A 3,111-nucleotide genomic window follows, 5' to 3' on the forward strand; every position below is an offset into this window, starting at 1 on the left:
GATGGATATCTATCAAAAGGGCGGGCTGCTGAGGTAGGGTTGTTTAGGGAATAGGCAATAAAGAAGGATAAAGGGTGACAAAATAAAAAGGATAAAGGTTAAAGGATAAGAAAAAAGACAAAAGACAAAAAAAATAAGGGTAAAACGTTTATCTGAAAATCTCCGCGCTTGATGATACTATTGGGTTGTTATTCCTGTCCCGATTCTCTCTTATAAATATATTAATCAGAATCGGGAAGGAAACCATAAGCGCAGTACATCATTTAAAATTGAGTATAAACAAAAAAAGGAGCAGGCGTAATGGGCATGACATTTGCCGAAAAGGTTCTTGCCGTAAAATCGGGGAATAAAGAAGTTGTCCCGGGGCAGATTGTAACTGTTAAACCGGATCATCTTCTGACCCACGATAACACGTCGGCAATAATCGGGAAAATAAGCGATGAACTTGACAAATACGGAGTAGTGAGGGATGACCTGTCAATTATTGTGCTTGATCATGTTATTCCTGCAGCATCGGAAAAGGATGCGACAAACCACAAGAAGATTCGTACTTTTGTTAAGAAGCATCATCTGAAAAACTTTTTTGATGTAGGAGAAGGCATCTGCCATCAGATTGTTTATGAAAAAGGATTTGCAAAACCGGGATCTGTCATTCTCGGTTCGGATTCCCACACCTGCTCTTACGGTGCTGTAGGCGCTTTCGCATCAGGTATTGACCGCACTGAAGCTGCGTCAATTATGCTTACAGGCGAGACCTGGCTTAAGGTTCCGCCCACAATAAAAATAACATTAAAAGGCAGTCTGAAATATCCGGCATCTGCAAAAGATCTTATTCTTACTATTATAGGTACAATCAGCGCAGACGGAGCAGGATACAAAGCTGTTGAGTTTCACGGAGATGTGAGCAGTCTTTCAATGGATGAGAGATTTACAATTGCCAACATGGGCGTTGAAATGGGTGCAAAGGTTACTGTGTTCCCTGTTGACGAGACTGCAAAAGAGTTCTTTTCATCAAATAACATCTCCTTTTCACAGAATGATGCAGTTTGGGCAGATCCTGATGCTGAGTACGAAAGGGAGCTGACCTTTAATCTTGATGAAATTAAACCTGTGGTTGCGGCTCCTCATACTGTTGACAATCTAAAATCCATAAAAGATGTTGAGGGAACTCCCATTGACCAGTGCTTTATAGGTACATGCACAAACGGGAGGCTTTCAGATATTAAAATTGCAGCATCAATTCTTAAAGGCAAAAAAATATCTCCTGATACAAGACTCCTGATTTTGCCTGCTTCAAGAAAGATATTAAGAGAAGCCATGGCAAAGGGTTACATTGATACGTTAATTGAAGCGGGAGCTCTGCTTCTGCCTCCAGGGTGCGGCCCGTGTCTTGGCGCACATCAGGGAGCTCTTGCTCCGGGAGAGAAATGTCTTTCAACTGCAAACCGTAATTTTAAAGGCAGAATGGGATGTAAAGAGGCAGAGATTTTTCTTGCTTCTCCTGCTACTGTTGCGGTTTCTGCGATTTACGGCAAGATAACAGATCCCGGAAAGGAGGCAGAGTGATGCGTGTCTGGAAATACGGAGATGATATAAACACAGATATGCTTTTCCCCGGCAAATATACTTATACCTGTTCCACTGTTGAGGAGATAAAACCTCACCTTCTTGAAGATCTTGATGCTGAATTTGCATCAAATGTGCAAAAAGGGGATTTTATTTTTGCAGGCAAAAACTTCGGGTGCGGATCCTCCCGTGAGCAGCCTGCGCTGGGACTTAAAGCAGTGGGAATACGCGCAGTAGTTGCAGAGAGTTTTTCAAGAATATTTTTCAGAGCTTCCATAAATCAGGGTCTGCTTCTTATTGAAAGTCCGGAAGCAGTACGCAGTTATTCTGCAGGAGATGAGGTTGATGTGGATCCTGTTGAAGGAAAGATTTATGTAGGTGATAAAACTTTTTCATTTCCAAAGCTGCCTCCTGAAATGCTGGAGATTATTGAAGCGGGAGGACTGCTTGCTTATACAAAAAAGAAACTTGAAACAAGAAAAAATTAACATAACTATCCTGAAACAACAGAGGTACTTATGCGTTTATACGAGAATGAAGCAAAAAAGATTTTTGAAAGAGAGGGGATACCTGTTCCCCGCCAGTTTGGTATTATCTGTAAACCGGAACAGATAAAAGAGGCTGATGTTGATTTTCCCCTTATGATTAAATCTCTTGTGTTAATAGGAGGCAGGGGAAAAGCAGGAGGCATTAAGAAAGCTGACAATATTGATGATGCTGTTTTAAAAGCAGACAAAATGCTGGGCATGAAACTTCGGGATTATGTTGTTGATATGCTTATGCTGGAGCAGGCAGTTGAAGAGATCGGAGCATGCTACATTGGTGTTACAATGAATCCTGCAACGTACAACAACATCATTATGGTAAGCGCTTCAGGCGGGATGGATATTGAAACAGTGGCAAGAGAAAATCCCGAAGCAATATTAAAAATTGAACTTCCGGATAATGATAAAACACTGCCTGACCAGACAGCAAATCAACTATCTGAATTTCTTCAAAAAGAACTGGAAAAGGCAGGAGATCAAAAAGAAGCTTTAAAAGATGTAATTACAAAGGTTTATAATACATTTCAGAAATACGACTGCAAGGTAACGGAAATTAATCCTCTTATTCTTACTCCGCAAGGCCCTGTTGCTGCAGATGCAAAAATCGTTCTTGATGATAATGCATTGTTCCGCCAGAAAGAGCTTTTCACATTTCTTGGAATTAAGGAAGTGCGCAACGATGTATCGGAACCTACAAAGAATGAAGCGCGTGCACGCAAAGCAGGGTTCCCTTATGTTGATCTTCTGCCGGAAGGAGCAGAAAAAGATCCTGACAAACTCTACGTGGGGATTGTTCCCGGAGGAGCAGGTTATGGCATTTTTTCCATTGACGAAGTTGCCAATGTGGGAGAAAGATTTTTTAACGGAAAAGTAGTGCCTGTAAATTTCATGGATTCAGGAGGAGGCCCTTCTCTTGACAAAGTGGCGGAGATGTTTCATCTGCTTATGGATTATGAAATTGTGGATTTGATAATTACGTCCAGGTTCGGAGGAATTTCCA

Annotated in this window: 3 protein-coding genes; all 3 read left to right on the forward strand. The window is 41.4% G+C overall.

Features of this window, described 5'->3' with window-relative positions; translation table 11 throughout:
* Nucleotides 1-300: 300 nt before the first annotated feature.
* On the forward strand, nucleotides 301-1,566 hold the full coding sequence (locus J7K93_02635; protein MCD6115887.1) for a 3-isopropylmalate dehydratase large subunit: 1,266 nt from the start codon (nucleotides 301-303) through the stop codon (nucleotides 1,564-1,566).
* Complete coding sequence (locus tag J7K93_02640; protein ID MCD6115888.1) at nucleotides 1,566-2,054, forward strand: 3-isopropylmalate dehydratase; 489 nt, start codon at nucleotides 1,566-1,568, stop codon at nucleotides 2,052-2,054. The genes J7K93_02635 and J7K93_02640 overlap by 1 nt, the downstream gene beginning before the upstream one ends.
* 30 nt (nucleotides 2,055-2,084) lie before the next feature.
* Nucleotides 2,085-3,111: acetate--CoA ligase family protein (locus J7K93_02645; GenBank protein MCD6115889.1), on the forward strand; the 1,027-nt coding region annotated here is incomplete at its 3' end.

Source organism: bacterium (genome assembly GCA_021158245.1).
GTDB lineage: Bacteria > Zhuqueibacterota > QNDG01 > QNDG01 > QNDG01 > QNDG01.